Below are 20,751 nucleotides of genomic sequence, written 5' to 3'. Positions count from 1 at the left end.
ATGCAGGCGCAAGGCGCCTCAAAATGAATGTGCCCTCGCAAGGGGGCGAGAGACAGCTAAAGGGCGGGATTATAGCGTAAACATGGCAGGAATGACCCTACGGTTATCAGCGGTGCAATGATGGCCTGCGCGGCGAAGAAACCCCGGGTTATCCGCGGCTCGCCCGCCAGTAGATCCTGATATTGCCATCCACCCCTTGTCGGTAAATCGTGTAAGGCAGGGAGACGGTATCCAGCGCGCCAGACAGCGCCAGATCCAGCAGGACCAGTGGGACGAGAACGCCCGTGGGGTCAGGTGGCGCATTCAGCACACAGAAATCGTAGGCCAGGCCGCTGTAGATACGCGGGATGGATTGGCAGTAGGTTTTTTGCTTTCGCAGGCTGCGTGCCGCGTCTTCGTCATTTTGCAGGACCGTGACAGCGGTGCCGCAACCGGACAGTGCCAATGAGCATGCGCTGAGCATGACAGCCGTTTTTATAGTCAAGATCTGCCCTCCGAGGAACGTCAGGCAAACTAGCATCGTGACTATTCAGGGCACAGTTCATGGGGTCTGGAGATCATGTAGGACAGTTCGTAAGAACCTGTCCCTAAATCTCGGGGGCTGTTCTGGCCCCTTCGCGAGCAAGCCCGCTCCCACATTTTGACCGCATGCTTATCTAGGAACTCGGTTTAATGTGGGAGCGGGCTTGCTCGTGAAGGGGGCTTACGCAGCGCTGGAGATATCTTTGGGAAGCCGCTGATCGATGACCTGATGCAGCGCACTGCTTTCAGGCCAGTTGCGCATGAACCGCGCCCGATCCCGCGCATACGCCGGGGCGAAGCTGCCGAGCGAGCCGTGCTGACACATCGCATCGAGATCGATCAGCGCCCAACGATCCTCCTGCCAGAACAGGTTGTGCCCCTTGAAATCGCCGTGACTGATCCGCTCGCGAATCAGCTCCGCAAACAGGTGATCCAGCGCCACCAGCTCGGCTTCAGGCGCTTCACCGCTCTCAACGTACGGCGCGAACCGTTCGATGATGTCAGGCCCCGGCAAGTGCTCGGTCACCAGATAAGCCCGGCTACGCAACCAGAGGAAACGCTTTTCCAGGACCGCCAACGGTTTCGGCGTAGCGATGCCGAGGAACGCCAATCGATTGCCTTCGCGCCAGGAATGCCAGGCACGGCTCGGACGCCAGAAGCGTTTGAGCCAGTGGGCAAACCCTTTGATGTTGTAGCGCTTGATCACCAGCGTGCGACCGGCGGTCTCGACCTTGCCGACGCTCGCCGCGCCGCCGGTCTTGTACAGATGCCCCTGATCGAGCAACGCATCGGCCTGTTCCAGCACCGGCAGCATCGCCGCTTCTTCTTCGCGGCGAATCGCGCGCAAACCGAACGCCCCGCGCTGCACGCTGAACAGCGTGCATTCGCGGCCGACCTTGATCAGAAAATCCTTGAGGCGCCAACTGCGCACCTTGTCGATCTGCTTCTGCAACGCTTCCATCGGCAAGGCATGTTCGCCGTTGCTCAGGAGGTAATACACCAGCAATTCTTCAATGAACGGCTCCAGCGACTTGGGCAACTGGGCGAAAAACACCCCGAGGTTTTCCAGAACTTTCTGCCGCGACAGCGGTTGGCCAGGGGTTTCGGTGCAGATCCCCGCGCCGTCGATCAAATACAATCGGCCGCCCTGACGCAGCAGGTTGTCCAGGTGCAGGTCTTCCTGCCATAGCCCTTTGCGGTGCATTTGGCCGATAGCGCCCAACGCCTCGGCTAACACTGCCCCTTGCCCATCCGCGAGCACCGGCAAATGCTCGACCTGCTTCCAGGTATCACCGAGGCTCTCGGCACCCTCGAGGAAATCGAACAGCAGCCAGCCACCCTCGCCATCCTTCAGGCCGTCGGCCAACAGCTGCGGCGTGGTCAGCCCCTGAGCGGCGAGCAAACGAACGCCATCCAGCTCACGCTGAAAATGCCGCGCAGCTTTGCTGCCGACCAGTAATTTGGCCAACACCGGCCGGCCGCGCCAGACACCGGCGCCTACGTAGCGCTGGCCTGGCAACACCCGCAACAGGCTCAACAGCTGCAACTCGGCAGGCCCGGCGGCATCGGCCAGAGAAATGCTCAGCGGCAGATCCGGATGGCGACCCGCCTCTTTCAGTTCGGACAAACGCATCAGATCGCCCTCTTGTAACTGCGCCGCGCGGTCAATCGCGTCAGCCAGCGGTCGATCAGCGAACTGTCCTGCGGTTGATCCAGATAGACAGCCAACAATTCGCGCAAGTGCGCGTCGCTCCACTGGGGCGACCGCCGCGTCAGCGGTTCCAGATCCTTGACCCGGTCTCGCTGACCGAACAACAGCGGCCGGGTTTTTTCCAGGTCGATGAGCTGGGCCATGTAACCGTCGCCGGTGGCCTGGAGAAAAATGTGTTTGGGGTAGAAGCAGCCGTGAACCTGACGCGCGCCGTGCAGGCGCCGAGCCAGTTGCCCACACGCCTGCAAAATGGCCGAATGCTGCGCCGGGCTCAGATCCGACCAGCGTTCCAACAGCGAATCCAGGTCATCCCAGCCGTCGAGCGCACGGGTCAGCAGAACCGCCCGGACTTCGCCATCGACCTTGCGCTCACCGAAGAACGCCGCTTTCAGCGCTGGAATGCCAAGCCGTTCATAACGGCTGATGTTGCGAAATTCCCGGGCAAAACTCGGTTCGCCAAAGGGCGCGTGCCAGGTGCGCATCTGGTAGTTGCTTTGACGCTTTAGGTAGAAGCCGTGACCTTCAAGATCCAGCCGAAACACACTGCTCCAGCCACCGCGCGCGGTGTTGGGCTCATCCACAGCCTCAAGCTGTCTGGCCCACAGTGCATCGAAAGTGCCGAGGCCGTGACGCTCCAGTAGCGCACGGTCTTCAGCGGCCAGAAAATCAGTCATTCGCGTCCCTCGAAAAATCTCACCACGTGCCGGATCCGTTTTTTATCGGCAGCATTGAGCCGTGTCCGTTGGCGGTATTGCAGGTAAAAGCGCAGGCGCTGGGTGGCCGACAGGTGATACTTGGCGACCTTGTCCAGACACGCCAGATCCTTGGTGATGCGGTACTTGAGCCAGAAGCCGCTCCAGAAATCACCGTTGGGGCAGTCGATCAGGAACAGTCGCGCCTGATCGTCGACCAGCAGGTTGCGCCACTTCAAATCGTTATGGGTGAAGCGATTGTCGTGCATGGTCCGGGTGTAAACGGCCAGTTGTCGACTGATGTGATCGACCCAGGCGCGATCCTTCAGTTTCGGGTCGCGCCGCTCAGCCAGGGCATTCAGGTCTTCGGTATTTGGCAGCTCACGGGTGATCATCGCCCCACGAGCGTAGGCTGCACCGCGCCGCTCCAGGCCCCAGGCCACCACTTCAGCCGTAGGAATGCCCCACTTGGCAAAGCGCTTGAGGTTCTGCCATTCCATTTTCACTCGCGGCTTGCCGAGGTAGCGGCGCAAGCCCTTGCCAGCGCCCACGTAGCGCTTGACGTAATAGTTGACGCCATTGCGCTTGACGCGCACGACCTCGGACAACGGGTCGAGGGTCACCTGCTCGCCCTGAAGGGCAAACACTGCCTCAAGGCTGCCGAAATCGTCGGCCAGATCGCTGTAAGCAGGTTCCAGTTTCCAGCCCGACATCAGAGCGCATCCCCGTATCGCTGTTTACGGTCGTAGAGTTTGTTGGCCTTGCCTTCGAGCCAGGCGAGCAACCCGGCTTCTTCACCCAGGATCTGGCGCAGAGGCTGCTGGAAATAACCCTTGAGGAAACGCAGCTTGTCGCGCCGGGTCAGGCCGATGTCCAGGGCCGAAAAGTACAGCGCCGCCAGATCCTTGTTGCGCCAGCGCTGGGTGATCGTCGGGCGGGTCTGGGCGCGGTGCAGGTCGATCACCGAGAGCTTGAAATCGTCAGCCGTCACCGGTTTGTCGGTGTGCAGCAGGAAGTGGCAGATATAGCAGTCGCGGTGGTTGACCCCGGCGCGGTGCATCATGCCAGTCATGCGCGCGACTTCGGCGATCAGCGCGCGCTTGAGCTTTGGCTCCGGCGGGTGCTTGATCCAGTCGATGCTGAAGTCTTCGAGGCTGACCGTGGGCGCCAGTTCTTCGGTGACGATGAACGAGTGCTGGTCGGCCGGGTTGCTGCCCTTTTCACCGTAAGCCACGGCGGTCATGGTCGGCACACCGACTTCCTGAAGGCGTTGAATGGCTTTCCATTCCTGACCCGCGCCGAGCACCGGCAGCTTGGCGGTCAGCAGGTTCTTGAAGATCTCGCCCCAGCCGATGCCACGGTGGATCTTCACGAAAAACCCGTTGCCGTTCACCTCGGTGCGCAACGTGCGGCGAGCTTCCAGCTCGCGGTACACCTCGCCTTGAAGCCCTTCGACTTCGGCGAACGGATCGCGTCCGGCCCAAAGGCTCTTGAACGGTTCAGCCAGCATCAACTTCATTAAGCGTGCTCCGCCAGAATCACATCGGCCGCGTGTTGCGGCATGCTGTAGAGGTCGGCCGTCTCGGCGAAGGCCAGACCGTTGCGGCTCCAGGCCGCCCGTGCATTGGCGTCGTTCAACATGCCGGTCAGGTATTGCGTGAGCTGCGCCTGATCGAAAGGCTCATCCAGCACCAGGCCCGCGTCGGCCTCGGCGATGTAATGGGCATAACCGCAGACCGCGCTCACCAGCACCGGCAACCCGGCCACCAACGCTTCGAGCAACACGGTCCCGGTATTTTCGTTGTACGCCGGGTGGATCAACAGATCGGCCCCGAGCAGGAAGCGCGGGATATCGCTGCGGCCCTTGAGGAACGTCACGTTGTCGCCGAGTCCCAACGTCGCGCTCTGCATCTGGAACAATTTGGGGTCGTCCTGGCCAATTACAAACAGCCGGGTGCGTTTCTTCAGATCAGCGGGCAACGCAGCCAGTGCCTTGAGGCTGCGATCCACGCCTTTGGTCTTGAACCCGGAACCGATCTGCACCAGCAACAGATCATCGTCTTTCAGGTTGAACTCACGACGGAAATCGGCACGGATCTCGGCGGCATTGGCCGGCGCGCGACGGTCCTGAGAGATGCCTGGCGGCAGCAAATGGAAGCGCTCCAGCGGCGTGTCGTAATGCTTGATGAACAGCGGCTGCTGGACTTCGGAGATCATCAGCACTTCAGTCTTGGCGTCTTTGGCGAACACCGCGCGCTCGTACTCGGCGAAGTGCCGGTAGCGGCCCCAGCGACGGTACAGCGAGTTGCGCAGGGTTTGCGCCTTGTCTTCGAAACAGCCGTCGGCGGCGTAGTAGACGTCCAGCCCCGGCATCTTGTTGAAGCCGATCAGACGGTCCACCGGACGCTTGGCCAGATCGGCTTCCATCCACTCGCTGAGCTTCTCGTTGCGACGATGATTGAAGAACGCCTTGACCGGCGCCACCAGCACTTCGAAACCCGGCGGAATATCGCCCTCCCAGATCAGCGTGTAGACACGAATCTGATGACCACGCTGCTGGCATTCCAGGGCGATGCGCATGAAATCGCGCTGCAAGCCGCCGAACGGAAAGTACTTGTACAAGACGAATGCCAATTGCATCAGCGCAGCTCCTCAGCCAGTAACAACGTGCTCAGTCGGGTCGCGACACGCTCGGGATTCAAACGCGTGAAGCACAGCGGCGACTCGCGTTTCAGGTCAAACCGGCGGGCATCTTCGGCCGTCGGTTGATAGGTGCATTTCTTTTGCAGGCACGGTGCGCAGGGGAAATCGCTGGCGATGTGAATCTGCGCCTTGCCATACGCGCCGGTCAGGCCCGGGTTGGTCGGGCCGAACAGCGACAGCGTCGGCACGTCCAATGCAGCGGCGAGGTGGCCGAGGCCGGTGTCCACCGCCACGCACGCCTGCGCGCCGGCCAGCACTTTGCCGACGCCCGCCAGATTCAGTTTGGGCAGCACTTCGACGTGCCGCATGTCCTTGGCGATGCGCTCGGCCCGGGCTTTCTCCGCCGGATTGCCCCACGCCAGCTTCACGCCGACGCCCAGATAGCCGACGCGCTCGGCCAGCTCGCGCCAGTAGGCTTCAGGCCAGTGTTTGGTGTCCCAGGTGGTGCCGTGCAGGAACACCACGTAAGGATTCTTGCGCGGCAGTTCCACCAGTCGCTCGACGCTCAGGCCGTAGTCGCCCAGGCCTTTGGGCAGGTCGTAGCCCAAAGCGATGGCGAACAACTGACGCACTCGCTCCACCGCGTGCTGGCCACGGGCAACTGCCAGGCGCCGATCATAGAAACGCGCGGCGATCGGCTCCCGTGCCGAACCTTTGTCGAGGCCCGCCACCGGTGCCTTGACGTAGCGGGTCAGCAAGGCGCTTTTCAACAGGCCCTGCGCGTCAATCACCAGATCATATTTCGTGGCGCGAACGCTTTGCTTGAAGCGCTTCCACTCGCCACTCTTGATGGTCTGCCAGATGTTTTTGCGCCAGCGACGGATCGCCACCGGAATCACTTTGCCCACGGCCGGGTGCCAGGTCGGGATCTCGGCGAAACCTTCTTCCACCACCCAGTCGAACGTGATGCCGGGAATCGCCCGGGCCGCGTCGGTCAGCGCCGGCAACGCATGAATCACGTCGCCCAGCGAAGAAGTCTTGATCAGCAGAACCCGCAAACTATTTGACCTCGACCACAGTGCCCTGCAACCGCTGCAAGGCTTCGTTCACCGCTTGCGGCATCAGCTGGCGCAGGCAGTTGTAATGACCGAAACGGCACGTGCGATCGAAGCACGGGCTGCATTCGATGCCCAGGCGCACGATCTCGACGTGCTCGGCCAGCGGCGGCGTGAAACCCGGCGACGTCGAGCCGTACACCGCCACCAACGGGCGATTCAGCGCCGCAGCGACGTGCATCAGGCCGGAATCGTTGGACACCACCGAGTCGGCGCAGGACATCAGGTCGATGGCCTCGGCCAGGGACGTGTCGCCGCTGAGGTTCACCGACTCTTCACGCAGGCCGGGAATCAGCCGCGCGCGAATGTCTTCGCCCACCGCGTGATCGTTTTTCGAACCGAACAGCCAGACTTGCCAGCCCTCGCGAATCTTCGCTTCGGCAACCTTGGCGTAATGCTCGGACGGCCAGCGCTTGGACTCGCCGAACTCGGCACCGGGGCACAGCACCAATACCGGACGGTCGAGGGCCAGGCCGAATTTGGCCAGTGCCGCTTCGCGGGTGACCGGATCGATCTGCAAGGTCGGGCGCGGATACGGTTTCGGCAGCTCAAGGCCGGGCTCGTAAGCCAGGGCCATGAAGCGCTCGATCATCAGCGGATAGCGTTCTTTGTCCAGCGTGCGCACGTCATTGAGCAGACCGTAGCGGAATTCGCCACGCCAGCCGGTGCGTTTCGGAATGCCGGCGAAGAACGGCACCAATGCCGACTTCAGGGAATTGGGCAACAGGATCGCCTGGTCGTACTGGCCGGCCAGGGATTTGCCGATGCGCCGACGCGTCGCCAGCTCCAGGACGCCGTGGCCGAGCGGAAAGCTCAGGGCCTGGCGAACTTCGGGCATGCGCTCAAGAATCGGCCGGCTCCACTCCGGGGCCAGGACGTCGATTTCGCACTGCGGGTGGCGTTGCTTGAGACACTGAAACAGTGTCTGCGCCATCACCATGTCACCGACCCAGCTGGGCCCAACGATCAGAATTTTCATGTGGTTTCCAAAAACGAACCGGGGAGGCATACGCCTCCCCGCCTCGAGAATCACTGCGGGAGCGGAGCTGCTTGCGATGGGTCATCACCTTCAACATGACTGTCGACTGCCACTCCACTATCGCGAGCAAGCCCGCTCCCACATTGGGTATTGGTGCCTCAATCTACCAAACACTGTAGATCTACTGTGGGAGCGGGCTTGCTCGCGAAGGAGCCATCACATCCAACATCAATGTCGACTGACACTCCGCCTTCGCGAGCAAGCCCGCTCCCACATTGGGTATTGGTGCCTCAATCTACCAAACACTGTAGATCTACTGTGGGAGCGGGCTTGCTCGCGAAGGGGCCATCACATCCAACATCAATGTCGACTGTCACTCCGCTTTCGCGAGCAAGCCCGCTCCCACAGGGGGTATTGGGTGTTTCAAATATCCGGTTTCAGCTTAACCCCAACTCATTCCAGATCCGCAGTACCTGACGTCGTTCGTCCACGAACTGGTCGCCCGGTATCACTCCGGCGTCCTTCTGCAAGGCCTGCCGGTGCGCGGCGGAGCGGTAGGCTTTATAGGCCTCGCGCAACAGGCTGGCGTCTTCGGCGAGCATCAGCCCTTCGTGTTCCAGCTCTTCCAGAATGCGGATATTGTCGGTCCAGCGCAGCAATGGCGGGTGTGTTTCGGACCACGCCAGGGCCGCGTATTGCACCATAAATTCAATATCGACGATACCTCCGGCGTCCTGCTTGAGATCGAACGGCGCCGTGGCCTCAAAGGCAGTCGCCCCGGTCCCGGCTGCGGTGCTCTTGCTGCCGAGGTTGTCGCGCATCTTCGCGCGCATTTCGCTGACCTCCTGGCGCAAGGTCGGTAAATCCCGGGCCTTGCCCAAAATCGCTGCGCGAACCTTCTCGAATGCGTGGCCGACGTCCTGACTGCCCACCAGCACCCGCGCCCGCACCAGCGCTTGATGTTCCCAGGTCCAGGCTTCGTTTTCCTGATAACGGGCAAACGCCCCCAGCGAACTCACCAGCAAACCCGACGCACCGGACGGTCGCAGGCGCATGTCCACTTCATACAGCTGACCGGAGTTGGTCTGGGCCGTGAGCAAGTGAATGATTCGCTGCCCGAGCCGGGTGAAAAATTGCGCGCCGTCGATGGGTTTCGGGCCGTCGGTTTCCGCCTGCGGATCGCCGTCGTGGATGAACACCAGGTCCAGGTCCGACCCATGCCCCAGTTCCAGCCCGCCGACTTTCCCGTAACCGACAATGATGAAGCCGGGATCGCACAAGGTGCCATCGGTGCGCAGCGGCGTGCCGTATTTGGCCACGGTCTGGCGCCAGGCCAGGGCCAGCACTTGTTCGAGAATCGCTTCGGCGAGCCAGGTCAGGTAATCGCTGACTTTCATCAGCGGCAGGCTGCCGGCGATTTCCGACGCGGCGACGCGCAAGCGGTGCGCCAGTTTGAAATGGCGCAGGGCTTCCATTTGTTGTTCGAGGTCATCCTCGGGGATTCGCGTCAGGCGCTCGCGCAACTCGGCGGCCAGCTCCGGCGCCAAGGGCGGCTTGAACAATCGGCCTTCGTTGAGCAATTCGTCGAGCAATAGCGGGAAGCGAGTGATCTGTTCGGCGATCCACGGGCTCGCGGCGCACAAGGTCAGCAAACGTCGTAGCGCGCTGGGGTTTTCGGTCAGCAGCACCAGATACGCGGAACGCCGGGCCACAGCCTCCACCAGCGGCAGCACGCGCTCCAGCACCAGATCCGGATTGGCGTGTTCGACCGCCTGTGCCAGCAACCGTGGAATAAAGGCATCAAGGCGTTCGCGGCCCAAACGCTGCATCGCTCGTAACTGCGGACTGCTGCGCAGGCTGGCCAAGGCTTTCAGGGCTTTTGTCGCATCGGTGAAACCGCCCTCCTCCAACTGACGACAAGCGGCCTCTTCGTCCTGCGCTTCTTCCCACAATGGCAGCCATTCACCGCCCACCACCACTTCGCTCTCGGTGCCTTCCTCTTCGTCGGGATCGGCGATCACCTGGCCAAAGTGCCATGCAACACGACCGCGCCAATACATAAGCCGCTCAAGAAAGGCGTCCCAATCGGCAAAACCCAATATAAAAGCAATGCGCGCCTGATCCTGTGCGCCTTCCGGCAACATCTGGGTCTGGCGGTCGGCAATCGCCTGGATCGCGTGCTCGGTGTAACGCAGGAATTCGTAGCCTTCGCGCAGCTCGCTGATCACCGCCGGCGGCAGGTAACCCTGACCTTCCAGGGTGCTCAGTACTTTTAATAGAGGACGTTGCTGCAGGCTCAGGTCGCGGCCGCCGTGGATCAGCTGAAACGCCTGGGCGATAAACTCGACTTCGCGGATGCCGCCGGAGCCGAGCTTGATGTTGTCGGCCATGCCTTTGCGCCGGACTTCCTGCTGAATCAGCTGCTTCATCGTGCGCAGCGCTTCGATGGCGGAGAAGTCCAGGTAACGGCGATAAACGAACGGTCGCAGCATTTCTTGCAGTTGCGCGCCCGCCACTTGATCGCCAGCCACCACCCGCGACTTGATCATCGCGTAGCGTTCCCAGTCACGACCCTGATCCTGGTAATACTGCTCCAGTGCATTGAAGCTCAGCACCAACGCACCGGCTGAACCGTAGGGCCGCAGGCGCATGTCGACGCGGAACACGAAACCGTCGACGGTCATCGGGTCCAGCGCCTTGATCAGGCGCTGGCCGAGACGGATGAAGAACTCCTGATTATCCAGCGAACGCTTCACGCCGACGGTTTCGCCGCCCTCGGGGTAGGCGAAAATCAGGTCGATGTCCGACGACAGGTTGAGCTCCACCGCGCCGAGCTTGCCCATGCCGAGGATGACCATCTGCTGCGGCTCGCCACTGCGCCGACCGGTCGGCACGCCGAACTGCTGGCAATGCCGCGAGTACAACCATTGATAGGCCTGATCGATGCTGGCATCGGCCATGTCCGAGAGGTCGCGGCAGGTCTGGACCAGATCAGCCTGGCGGGTCAGGTCACGCCAGATGATGCGCACTTGCTGGCGGGTGCGCTGGCGACGCAGGGCGCGACCGAGTTCGTCTTCGGTTTCAGCCGCATTCACCGCCGCCGCTATCTGCGCGCATAACTCGCCGGGGGCAAAACCGCGATCCAGTTCGCCGGACTGCACCAGCGCCAGCAACATCAAAGGGTCACGTACGCTCTGTTCAGTCACGAAGTCGCTGGCGGCGGTGACGCGGGCGAATTGCGCCCAGCGTTCAGGCGTCCAGCCGGACAGGCCATGATCATCATCGAGCGCCTCGACGGCCGCACGGAACGACTGTTCGGCACGGGTGACAAACGGCAGGAGAATGCCGGGCAGCTCGGCAAGCGAAGGGAGGCTCATGGACTATCCTTGATCGGCGTGTAGAGGGCTGCATGTAGTGATTCGCCAGAAGGCACTACGTGATCGACTGTCAAACAAAGGTTAGAAATAGCTGAAATTTGATTATTTTTAGCAGCGACCATCCAGTCTTCACCTTTTTTGGTTGGCAAAAGAACAACCTTAACGATTATTCTCACAACGCAGCCGGAGGCCACAAGCCGCTCATCTGTAGTTTTACTACTCGTCTATACATTCGAAAGGCTGAAATGCCCGATGATTTGTAGTAAAACTACACGCCGCCGGAACAACCTCTCGGCAATCCAAGAATTTATACCGTCTGCCCACAAGGCCAGTCGCAAACTCAGGCAACCGATTCTGGAAGCCTTTCCGCCCTGGAGCAAGCCATGCAAGACCTCGATCCCGTCGAAACCCAGGAATGGCTGGACGCCCTGGAATCGGTTCTCGACAAAGAAGGCGAAGACCGTGCTCACTATCTGATGACCCGTATGGGCGAACTCGCAACCCGCAGCGGTTCGCAATTGCCTTACGCCATCACCACGCCGTACCGCAACACCATTCCCGTTACCCACGAAGCACGCATGCCTGGCGACCTGTTCATGGAACGCCGCATTCGCTCGCTGGTACGCTGGAACGCGATGGCCATGGTGATGCGTACGAACCTGAAAGATTCTGACCTGGGCGGTCACATCTCCAGCTTCGCCTCCAGCGCCACCCTGTACGACATTGGCTTCAACTATTTCTTCCAGGCCCCGACCGACGAACACGGCGGCGACCTGATCTACTTCCAGGGTCACACCTCGCCAGGCGTTTACGCCCGTGCGTTCATGGAAGGCCGCATCACCGAAGACCAGATGAACAACTTCCGCCAGGAAGTGGACGGTCAGGGCCTGTCGTCCTACCCGCACCCTTGGCTGATGCCTGATTTCTGGCAGTTCCCGACTGTATCCATGGGTCTGGGCCCGATCCAGGCGATCTACCAGGCACGCTTCATGAAGTACCTGGAAGCCCGTGGTTTCATTCCGGAAGGCAAGCAGAAAGTCTGGTGCTTCCTGGGCGACGGCGAGTGCGACGAGCCGGAATCCCTGGGCGCGATCTCGCTGGCTGGCCGCGAGAAGCTCGACAACCTGATCTTCGTCATCAACTGCAACCTGCAGCGCCTCGACGGCCCGGTTCGCGGCAACGGCAAGATCATCCAGGAACTCGAAGGCGTGTTCCGCGGTGCTCAGTGGAACGTGACCAAAGTCATCTGGGGCCGTTTCTGGGACCCACTGCTGGCCAAAGACGTCGACGGCATCCTGCAACGTCGCATGGACGAAGTCATCGACGGCGAGTACCAGAACTACAAAGCCAAAGACGGCGCGTTCGTGCGTGAACACTTCTTCAACTCGCCAGAACTCAAGGCGATGGTTGCAGACTTGTCCGACGACGAGATCTGGAAACTCAACCGTGGCGGCCACGACCCGTACAAGGTCTACGCGGCGTACCACGAAGCGGTCAACCACAAAGAACAACCGACCGTCATCCTGGCCAAGACCATCAAGGGTTATGGCACCGGTGCCGGCGAAGCGAAAAACACTGCGCACAACACCAAGAAAGTCGACGTCGACAGCCTGAAGTTGTTCCGTGACCGCTTCGACATCCCGGTCAAGGATGACGAGCTGGAAAACCTGCCGTTCTTCAAACCGGAACCGAACAGCGCCGAAGCCCGCTACCTGAGCGAGCGCCGCACTGCACTGGGCGGTTTCGTGCCACAGCGTCGCGCGCACAGCTTCAGCGTACCGACTCCATCGCTGGATACGCTCAAGGCTATCCTCGACGGTTCGGGCGACCGTGAAATCTCCACCACCATGGCCTTCGTGCGGATCCTCGCGCAGCTGGTCAAGGACAAGGAAATCGGCCCGCGCATCGTTCCGATCATCCCGGACGAAGCCCGTACCTTCGGTATGGAAGGCATGTTCCGTCAGTTGGGCATCTACTCCTCCGTCGGCCAGCTCTACGAGCCAGTCGATAAAGACCAGGTGATGTTCTACAAGGAAGACAAGAAGGGCCAGATCCTCGAAGAAGGCATCAACGAAGCGGGCGCCATGAGCTCCTTCATCGCTGCCGGTACTTCGTACTCCAGCCACAACCAGCCAATGCTGCCGTTCTACATCTTCTACTCGATGTTCGGCTTCCAGCGTATCGGCGACCTGGCCTGGGCTGCCGGCGACAGCCGTACCCGTGGCTTCCTGATCGGCGGCACCGCCGGCCGGACCACGCTGAACGGCGAAGGCCTGCAACACGAAGACGGTCACAGCCACATCCTGGCGGCCACCATCCCGAATTGCCGCACTTATGATCCAACCTACGGCTACGAGCTGGCGGTGATCATTCAGGACGGCATGAAGAAGATGACCGAAGAGCAGCAGGACGTTTTCTACTACATCACCGTGATGAACGAATCCTACCAGCAGCCAGCCATGCCGGCCGGTGTCGAGGAAGGCATCATCAAGGGCATGTACCTGCTCGAAGAAGACACCCGCGAAGCGGCGCACCACGTTCAGCTGATGGGCTCCGGCACCATCCTGCGTGAAGTCCGTGAAGCGGCGAAGATCCTGCGTGAGCAGTTCAACGTTGGCGCCGACGTGTGGAGCGTTACCAGCTTCAATGAACTGCGTCGCGATGGCCTGGCCGTCGAGCGCACCAACCGTCTGCACCCGGGCCAGAAGCCTAAACTGAGCTACGTCGAAGAGTGCCTGAACGGCCGTCAAGGTCCGGTCATCGCGTCTACCGACTACATGAAGCTGTTCGCTGAGCAAATTCGTCAGTGGGTCCCGTCCAAGGAATTCAAAGTCCTGGGCACCGACGGTTTCGGCCGCAGTGACAGCCGCAAGAAGCTGCGTCACTTCTTCGAAGTCGATCGTCATTTCGTGGTGTTGGCAGCCCTGGAAGCACTGGCTGACCGTGGTGACATCGAACCTAAAGTGGTGGCTGAAGCCATCGCCAAGTTCGGTATCAACCCGGAAAAACGCAACCCACTGGACTGCTGAGGAGAGATTCTGTGAGCGAACTCATTCGCGTACCTGACATCGGCAGCGGTGAAGGTGAAGTAATTGAACTGTTTGTGAAGGTCGGCGACCGTATCGAAGCCGACCAGAGCATCCTGACGCTGGAATCGGACAAGGCGAGCATGGAAGTGCCCGCGCCGAAGGCCGGCATCGTCAAGAGCCTGAAAGTGAAGCTGGGCGATCGCCTGAAAGAAGGCGACGAACTGCTGGAACTGGAAGTCGAAGGTGCCGCTGCTGCAGCCCCTGCGGCTGCCGCTGCACCGGCTGCCCAAGCTGCAGAGAAACCGGCTGCTGCTCCAGCGCCGGCGGCTCCTGCTGCCGCGCCAGCTGCCACTTCGGTTCAGCAAGTGCACGTGCCGGACATCGGTTCGGCGGGCAAGGCCCAGATCATCGAGATCCAGGTCAAGGTCGGCGACACCGTCCAGGCTGATCAATCGCTGATCACCCTGGAATCCGACAAGGCGAGCATGGAAATTCCATCGCCTGCCGCTGGCGTGGTCAAGAGCATCAGCGTCAAGCTCAACGACGAAGTCGGCACTGGCGACCTGATCCTGGATCTGGAAGTGGCGGGGGCTGCGGCTCCTGCTGCCGCGCCAGCTCAGGCGGCTGCACCTGCGGCCGCTGCTCCGGCGCCTGCCGCTGCCGCCCCGGCTGCACCGGTTGCCGACAGCGTTCAGGACATTCACGTCCCGGACATCGGTTCGGCGGGCAAGGCCAAGATCATCGAAGTGCTGGTCAAGGCAGGCGACACCGTCACCGCCGACCAGTCGCTGATCACTCTGGAATCCGACAAGGCGAGCATGGAAATTCCATCGCCTGCCGCTGGCGTGGTGGAAAGCGTTTCCGTCAAGCTGGATGACGAAGTCGGTACTGGCGACCTGATCCTGAAGCTGAAAGTCAAAGGCGCTGCGCCTGCTGCTGCCCCGGCTCCGGCGTCGGCTCCCGCCGCTGCGGCACCGAGCGCTCCTGCGCCAGCCGCCGCTGCTCCTGCGGCTCCAGCACCTGCGGCGGCTCCGGCCAAGTCGGGCGCCAAGGTTCACGCTGGCCCGGCCGTACGCCAACTGGCTCGCGAGTTCGGCGTCGAGCTGAGCGCGGTCAGCCCAAGCGGCCCCCACGGTCGTGTGTTGAAAGAAGACGTGCAGGTTTACGTCAAAGCCATGATGCAGAAGGCCAAGGAAGCACCGGCCGCTGCAGCGGGTGCAACCGGTGGCGCGGGCATCCCGCCGATTCCGGTCGTGGACTTCAGCCGCTTCGGCGAAACCGAAGAAGTGCCGATGACTCGCCTGATGCAGATCGGCGCGTCGAGCCTGCACCGCAGCTGGCTGAACATTCCGCACGTGACTCAGTTCGATTCGGCTGATATCACCGAGCTGGAAGCGTTCCGTATCGCTCAGAAAGCCGTTGCAGAGAAGGCCGGCGTCAAGCTGACCATCCTGCCGCTGCTGCTTAAATCCTGTGCGCACCTGCTCAAGGAACTGCCGGACTTCAACAGTTCGCTGGCGCCAAGCGGCAAGGCGATCATTCGCAAGAAATACGTGAACATCGGCTTCGCGGTCGATACGCCAGATGGCCTGCTGGTACCGGTCATCAAGAACGTCGACCAGAAGAGCCTGTTGCAACTGGCCGCCGAAGCCGCCGTACTGGCAGCCAAAGCCCGCGACAAGAAGCTCACCGCTGACGACATGCAAGGCGCCTGCTTCACCATTTCCAGCCTCGGTCACATTGGCGGCACCGGCTTCACGCCGATCGTCAACGCGCCGGAGGTGGCGATCCTCGGTGTTTCCAAGGCAACCATCCAGCCAGTCTGGGACGGCAAAGCCTTCCAGCCGAAACTGATGCTGCCACTGTCGCTGTCCTACGATCACCGTGTGATCAACGGCGCTGCCGCTGCACGCTTCACCAAGCGTCTGAGCGACCTGCTGGCGGACATCCGCACCATCCTGCTGTAACACCGACCCGGCCCTCCTTCACCGGAGGGCCTGTCGCGTTCCACGTTTTCCGAGCGCCACGCTCGTACCTCAACCCCGCCAATTTGGCGGGGCTTTTTTTTGCCTTGAAGAAAGTCTCTTTCCTACGCTTGTGGCTGAGTTCGCCCACAACCCGAATCCACTTCGGTCCGATATTTTTTGCCTCTCGCCCACTAGGCTTAGTTACACAAATGGCTGACGAAAAGTTTAGTCATCTTACTTGCATAGTTAGTACTCCTTCGAATGGATTCGAATATGTTCAAACCTACAGTCGGCCCGATTATTGGCCACACTACAACTCATCATGCACGCATCTTTTTGCGTGGCGAGTTACAAAAAGACACTTTGGTATTTGGTGGAATTCGTTATCGACTCAACGGTGACGCGCACTGGTCCAAAGGCGTTTTCACCCAACTGACAATCGAGCGTGACATGTGCGACGTCATTGCCCTCAACGACCTCGCCGCCGATAGCGAGTACGAATACCAGGCGGGTTGGTTCAGCCCCATGAGCCCGGTGCACACCGTGGAGACGATTCAGGAACTGCCGCTGCAATGGCCTCGGGATGTCTACCGTTTCAGCACCCAATCCAGTAATTCCGCAGTGCCAAGGGCTTATATCGTCGGGTCATGCCGTTACCTGCGGATGACGGCCGGCGTGCCTTCGATGCCGCATCTGGGCGACCGGATCTTCGCCTCGATCACGAACCTGGCGCAGCGCGCCGAAACACCCATCAGCGCCCTGTTGATGACCGGCGACCAAGTCTATATCGATGACTTGAACATCATCGCGCCTGATCGGGAATACAAGGAGATACTCAGCAAGTACCGCATGGCTTTTTCCCAGCCGCATATTGCAAAGTTGATGTCCGGCACGCCGACTTACATGATCCTCGACGATCATGAAATAGAAGACAACTGGCCCGCCAATAAAAACAAAAACGACGACCATTTATATAACAATGCCATGGCCGCTTATGAGTTGTATCAAGCCAGCCACAGTTCGGCCCATGAGTTGTTTGAAGATGGAAACATCAATCGACACCTGGCGCGCTACTGGTATCAATTCACCCACGGTGATATCGAGTGGTTTGTCACCGACAGCCGTACCCGGCGCAATCTGTCGGCCGGCGACCGGCGCATCCTCGACGAAGAGCAGGAAGCAGCCCTGTGCATCTGGCTGATCCACAGCCCGGCCCGGGTTAAATTCGTGGTCACCAGTGTGATGTTTTACCCCGACCGCAAGCGCCTGGGCGATGACGCCTGGAAAGCCTTTCCGGAACAACGCCTACGGTTGCTGGAGACTATTCGCACACATCGCATCAAGAATGTCATCTTCGTGTCCGGCGATGTGCACGGCTCCCTCACCAGCCGACTGACCCACAGCGAAAACCAGGACTTCGAGGTTCACACCATCGTCTCCTCGCCGCTGTGCAACAGCAAACTGTTGCCTTACGCCAAGGCCTCCACCTTCATCCTCGATCAGCCACTGAAGCGGACTGCCGCGGGAGATTATCGGCATGAACTGACCAGCGAGGTGATCAGCCAGGACAACTTTGCCCATCTGGTTGTCGACGGGGAGCGGATTCAGGTGAATTACCACGATCGGGACGGTAAACCGTTGCATTCGACAAAAATCAAATTGCGTTAAGCCCAAAAAGATCGCAGCCTGCGGCAGCTCCTACATGAGATCGCATTCCCCTGTAGGAGCTGCCGCAGGCTGCGATCTTTTCAACCCGAACCACTACTTTCATCCATTAACTGAAGAAAACTTCGCCTCGGCCGACACATTCTTATAGCACTTGGCCTTCATGTCTCTTGTCAGTCGGTGTCGCAATGATGCAACCTTGCCGCAGGCAACAGTAAAGAGGGCGAGAGCCCGGCGAATTCAGCATATTCGAAGCGAGTTTCCCTCAATGAAAAGCCAACCCGATGCCGCCAGCCGTATGGTGGCCGAGGTAGTGACGCAGTTGCCTGTGCCCTCGCGGCTCGGCATGCTGCGTTTCGAACGGCTGAATGAACCAAGCTGGGCGCTGCTGTTTCTCGATCCCAATTGCGAGCGACAGTTCGGCCTGCCGGCGGTGGAGCTCTGTGCCCTGGTCGGCTCGCCCTACGCCAGCCTGATGGAGCCCGAAGCGCGCTATGAGCTGCACGATGCTATCCAGCAGCAACTCACCGATAGCCCGCATTACCTGATTCGCTACACCCTGCACACCGCCGCCGGCACCTTGACCCTGCTGGAAATGGGTGAAGCCTTCAAACAACACAATCGGCATCTGCTGCGCGGCTACCTGCTGGTGGTCGACGGTCTGTTCGAGGGCGAACCGTTGCTCCCGGCGCTGGACCTGGAAACCCAGAACTCGCGCCTGCAGATCGCCCTTGAACTCAATCAGCGCGCCCAACAGGAGCAACTCCTGCACCTGGGTCGCGTGCGCGCCCAGCAAGACCTGATCCTGCTGCTGACCCGTCAGCGCTACAGCACCGGCAAATCCCTGCAAGAAGCCGCTGAACTGATCACCCGCAGTGCCTGTGACATTTACGAAATCGATTGCGCCAGCCTGTGGAACCTTGAAGGTTCGATGTTGGTGCCGATCTCGGCGTATCACCGCGCGACCCAGGCATACGCGTTGCCGGAGCCGATCGACGTCAGTGGCTTCCCCGACTACATGGATGCGCTGCACGGCAGCCGTGCGATCGATGCCCACAATGCGATTCGTGATCCACGCACCCGGGAAATGGCCGAAAGCCTGCGCCTGCGCGATGTGAACGCGATGCTAGACGCCAGCATTCGCGTCGATGGCCAAGTGGTCGGCGTGCTCTGCCTGGAACAAACGGGTGAGACCCGCGCCTGGCAGTCCGACGAAATCGCCTTCGCCGGCGAGCTGGCCGACCAGTTCGCCCAGGTCATCAACAACCACAAACGCCGCACCGCCACCAGCGCCCTGCACCTGTTCCAGCGTGCGGTCGAGCAAAGTGCCAACGCCTTTTTGCTGGTCAACTGCGACGGCGTGGTGGAGTACGTCAACCCGAGCTTCACCGCGATCACCCAGTACAGCACCGAGGAAGTCCATGGCCAGCGGCTGGCGGAACTGCCGGCCCTGGAAAACCTCAGCGAACTGCTGTTTGACGCGCCCTCGTCGCTGGCCAAGAGCAACAGCTGGCAGGGCGAATTCAAAAGCCGCCGTAAAAACCTCGAACCCTACTGGGGCCAGTTGTCGATTTCCAAAGTGTATGGCGACAACCGCGAGCTGACGCATTACATCGGCATCTACGAAGACATCACCCAGACCAAACTCGCCCAGCAGCGCATCGAGCGCCTGGCCTACACCGACAACCTGACCAACCTCGGCAACCGCCCCTCATTCATCCGCAACCTCGATGAACGCTTCGCCCGAGACAGCGATACCCCGATCAGCCTGCTGCTGGTGGACATCGACAACTTCAAGCGGATCAACGACAGCCTCGGTCACCAGACCGGCGACAAATTGCTGATCAGCCTGGCCCGCCGCCTGCGCAACAGCCTTGTCCCGAGCGGCAGCCTGGCGCGTTTCGCCAGTAACGAATTCGCCGTGCTGCTGGACAACACCGACCTCGCGATGGGCCAGCAAGTCGCCAATCAACTGCTGGCGACCCTCGACAAACCGATGTTCGTCGACAACCAGTTGATCAGCGTCACCGGTTCCGTCGGCCTGGCCTGCGCGCCCCTGCACGGCCGCGACCCACAAACTCTGATGCGTAACGCCGGGCTCGCGCTGCACAAGGCCAAGGCCAACGGCAAACACCAGGTCCAGGTGTTTACCGAAGCGCTGAACGCCGAAGCCAGCTACAAACTGTTCGTCGAGAACAACCTGCGACGCGCCCTGACGCAAAACGAGCTGGACGTCTTCTATCAGCCCAAGCTTTGCCTGCGCACCGGTCGCCTGCTCGGCATGGAGGCGCTGCTGCGTTGGAACCATCCGGAAAAAGGCATGATCCGTCCGGACCAGTTCATCAGCGTCGCCGAAGAAACCGGGCTGATCATTCCGATCGGCAAATGGATCGCGCGCCAGGCGTGCCGCATGAGCAAAGACCTGACGGCTGCGGGCCTGGGCAACCTGCAAGTGGCGATCAACCTGTCACCCAAGCAGTTCTCCGACCCGGACCTGGTGTCGTCGATCGCCAACATTCTCAAGGAAGAAGCGCTGCCGGCGAACCTGCTGGAGCTGGAACTGACCGAAGGCCTGCTGCTGGAAGCCACCGAAGACACCCACTTGCAGCTCGATCAGCTCAAGCGTCTGGGTCTGACCCTGGCCATGGACGACTTCGGCACCGGTTACTCGTCGCTTAGTTACTTGAAAAAATTCCCGATCGACATCATTAAGATTGATCGAAGCTTCATTCACGAAATCCCGGACAACCAGGACGACATGGAAATCACCTCCGCGGTGATCGCCATGGCCCACAACCTGAAAATCAAGGTCGTGGCTGAAGGCATCGAGACGGCCGATCAGTTGGCTTTCCTGCGCCGTCACCGCTGCGACGTCGGCCAGGGCTACCTGTTCGACCGACCGATCCCGGGCTCCGAGCTGATCGAAAAGCTCAAGCGCTACCCGCGTGGCCCGCTCGCCTGAGCACACCGCACTCGATCCTGTGGGAGCGGGCTTGCTCGCGAAAGCGGTGGGTCAGATGACACTATTGGTGACTGACACACCGCTTTCGC

13 protein-coding genes are annotated in these 20,751 nt (G+C 60.7%); 4 read left to right on the top strand and 9 right to left on the bottom strand.

Annotation, left to right across the window (positions count from 1 at the left end):
• Positions 1–148: 148 nt before the first annotated feature.
• The 9 genes from ACA073_RS02430 to glnE form a co-directional block, all read right to left on the bottom strand.
• Entirely contained in the window at positions 149–484 is a 336-nt protein-coding gene (locus ACA073_RS02430) for a YceK/YidQ family lipoprotein (RefSeq protein ID WP_497401373.1), read from the bottom strand.
• A gap of 219 nt (positions 485–703) precedes the next feature.
• Positions 704–2,155 (bottom strand): lipopolysaccharide kinase InaA family protein, encoded by a 1,452-nt coding sequence (locus tag ACA073_RS02425; RefSeq protein ID WP_497401371.1) that lies wholly within the window; start codon positions 2,153–2,155, stop codon positions 704–706.
• Positions 2,155–2,907 carry a lipopolysaccharide kinase InaA family protein gene (locus ACA073_RS02420; protein WP_497401369.1) on the bottom strand — a complete coding sequence of 251 codons (753 nt, stop codon included), beginning with the start codon at positions 2,905–2,907 and terminating at the stop codon, positions 2,155–2,157. The genes ACA073_RS02425 and ACA073_RS02420 overlap by 1 nt, the downstream gene beginning before the upstream one ends.
• Positions 2,904–3,638, bottom strand: a complete 735-nt coding sequence (locus ACA073_RS02415) for a lipopolysaccharide kinase InaA family protein (protein ID WP_497401367.1) — start codon at positions 3,636–3,638, stop codon at positions 2,904–2,906. The genes ACA073_RS02420 and ACA073_RS02415 overlap by 4 nt, the downstream gene beginning before the upstream one ends.
• Positions 3,638–4,444 (bottom strand): lipopolysaccharide core heptose(I) kinase RfaP, encoded by an 807-nt coding sequence (gene rfaP, locus ACA073_RS02410; RefSeq protein WP_497401365.1) that lies wholly within the window; start codon positions 4,442–4,444, stop codon positions 3,638–3,640. The genes ACA073_RS02415 and rfaP overlap by 1 nt, the downstream gene beginning before the upstream one ends.
• The gene (locus ACA073_RS02405) at positions 4,444–5,565 is read right to left on the bottom strand and encodes a glycosyltransferase family 4 protein (RefSeq protein WP_497401363.1); all 1,122 of its coding nucleotides are present in this window, start codon (positions 5,563–5,565) and stop codon (positions 4,444–4,446) included. The genes rfaP and ACA073_RS02405 overlap by 1 nt, the downstream gene beginning before the upstream one ends.
• A complete protein-coding gene (waaC, locus tag ACA073_RS02400) occupies positions 5,565–6,626 on the bottom strand; it encodes a lipopolysaccharide heptosyltransferase I (RefSeq protein WP_497401361.1) in 1,062 nt (353 codons plus the stop codon). Before waaC ends, ACA073_RS02405 begins: the two co-directional genes overlap by 1 nt.
• Before the next feature lies 1 nt (position 6,627).
• Positions 6,628–7,662, bottom strand: a complete 1,035-nt coding sequence (gene waaF / locus ACA073_RS02395; RefSeq protein ID WP_497401359.1) for a lipopolysaccharide heptosyltransferase II — start codon at positions 7,660–7,662, stop codon at positions 6,628–6,630.
• A 437-nt stretch (positions 7,663–8,099) separates the two neighbouring features.
• The gene (gene glnE / locus ACA073_RS02390; protein ID WP_497401357.1) at positions 8,100–11,039 is read right to left on the bottom strand and encodes a bifunctional [glutamate--ammonia ligase]-adenylyl-L-tyrosine phosphorylase/[glutamate--ammonia-ligase] adenylyltransferase; all 2,940 of its coding nucleotides are present in this window, start codon (positions 11,037–11,039) and stop codon (positions 8,100–8,102) included.
• 383 nt (positions 11,040–11,422) lie between these two features.
• Between glnE and aceE the strand changes: the two genes are divergently transcribed.
• From aceE to ACA073_RS02370, 4 genes are all read left to right on the top strand, one after another.
• The gene (aceE, locus tag ACA073_RS02385; RefSeq protein WP_497401355.1) at positions 11,423–14,068 is read left to right on the top strand and encodes a pyruvate dehydrogenase (acetyl-transferring), homodimeric type; all 2,646 of its coding nucleotides are present in this window, start codon (positions 11,423–11,425) and stop codon (positions 14,066–14,068) included.
• Positions 14,069–14,079: 11 nt separating this feature from the next.
• A complete protein-coding gene (aceF, locus tag ACA073_RS02380) occupies positions 14,080–16,035 on the top strand; it encodes a dihydrolipoyllysine-residue acetyltransferase (protein WP_497401353.1) in 1,956 nt (651 codons plus the stop codon).
• A gap of 273 nt (positions 16,036–16,308) precedes the next feature.
• The gene (locus tag ACA073_RS02375; RefSeq protein ID WP_497401351.1) at positions 16,309–17,703 is read left to right on the top strand and encodes an alkaline phosphatase D family protein; all 1,395 of its coding nucleotides are present in this window, start codon (positions 16,309–16,311) and stop codon (positions 17,701–17,703) included.
• A 265-nt stretch (positions 17,704–17,968) separates the two neighbouring features.
• Complete coding sequence (locus ACA073_RS02370) at positions 17,969–20,662, top strand: putative bifunctional diguanylate cyclase/phosphodiesterase (protein ID WP_497401349.1); 2,694 nt, start codon at positions 17,969–17,971, stop codon at positions 20,660–20,662.
• Positions 20,663–20,751 lie beyond the last annotated feature (89 nt).

It is taken from the genome of Pseudomonas sp. LBUM1670, assembly GCF_059695695.1.
Note: the sequence above shows the minus strand (reverse complement) of the source record. Positions and strands in the feature narration are given on the sequence as shown.

Excerpts from the sequence above, each read along its gene's own strand:
- ACA073_RS02370 (WP_497401349.1), top strand. The coding sequence starts at position 17,969 with ATGAAAAGCCAACCCGATGCCGCCAGCCGTATGGTGGCCGAGGTAGTG.
- aceE (WP_497401355.1), top strand. The coding sequence starts at position 11,423 with ATGCAAGACCTCGATCCCGTCGAAACCCAGGAATGGCTGGACGCCCTG.
- ACA073_RS02405 (WP_497401363.1), bottom strand. The coding sequence starts at position 5,565 with ATGCAATTGGCATTCGTCTTGTACAAGTACTTTCCGTTCGGCGGCTTG.
- ACA073_RS02375 (WP_497401351.1), top strand. The coding sequence starts at position 16,309 with ATGTTCAAACCTACAGTCGGCCCGATTATTGGCCACACTACAACTCAT.
- ACA073_RS02425 (WP_497401371.1), bottom strand. The coding sequence starts at position 2,155 with ATGCGTTTGTCCGAACTGAAAGAGGCGGGTCGCCATCCGGATCTGCCG.
- ACA073_RS02415 (WP_497401367.1), bottom strand. The coding sequence starts at position 3,638 with ATGTCGGGCTGGAAACTGGAACCTGCTTACAGCGATCTGGCCGACGAT.
- glnE (WP_497401357.1), bottom strand. The coding sequence starts at position 11,039 with ATGAGCCTCCCTTCGCTTGCCGAGCTGCCCGGCATTCTCCTGCCGTTT.
- rfaP (WP_497401365.1), bottom strand. The coding sequence starts at position 4,444 with ATGAAGTTGATGCTGGCTGAACCGTTCAAGAGCCTTTGGGCCGGACGC.
- ACA073_RS02420 (WP_497401369.1), bottom strand. The coding sequence starts at position 2,907 with ATGACTGATTTTCTGGCCGCTGAAGACCGTGCGCTACTGGAGCGTCAC.
- waaF (WP_497401359.1), bottom strand. The coding sequence starts at position 7,662 with ATGAAAATTCTGATCGTTGGGCCCAGCTGGGTCGGTGACATGGTGATG.